Raw genomic sequence first — 366 nt, 5'->3', positions numbered from 1 at the left:
TTTGTATAGAAATAAAAGGTCCTAATGCAGCAGCTATGTTTATGAGATAGTACCTTATATTAAATACTAATCGTTTTCTTGATGTTTCAGAGTATAAAGTTAATAAGGTTTTATATGTAGGAGAGAGTAAACTACTTGCTATAGTATTAATTATAGTAAAGAATAAAAAACCATAATAACTATGTATGTATGGAAATATTACAAAGCTGATAAAAGCTGTAAAAATACTACATAGTATAATTTTCTTCTTATTTACTGTACTTAACATCGGAGCTAATATAAAACTGATGATTAATGCTGTACACCCGGAAGAAGATAAAATAATCCCTATCTCTAAACTAGAATATGAAAATTCCTGAATTAAAT

The 366-nt window shown here is 26.2% G+C and carries 1 protein-coding gene; it reads right to left on the bottom strand.

All coding sequences use genetic code 11. From position 1 onward, the window contains the following. Nucleotides 1-361: MFS transporter (locus tag HMPREF2647_RS11025; RefSeq protein ID WP_256326481.1), on the bottom strand; the 361-nt coding region annotated here is incomplete at its 3' end. Between the last annotated feature and the right edge of the window lie 5 nt (nucleotides 362-366).

This window comes from Staphylococcus sp. HMSC035D11, from assembly GCF_001836075.1.
Lineage (GTDB): Bacteria > Bacillota > Bacilli > Staphylococcales > Staphylococcaceae > Staphylococcus > Staphylococcus hominis.
This window is presented reverse-complemented; position numbering and strand designations above follow the sequence as displayed.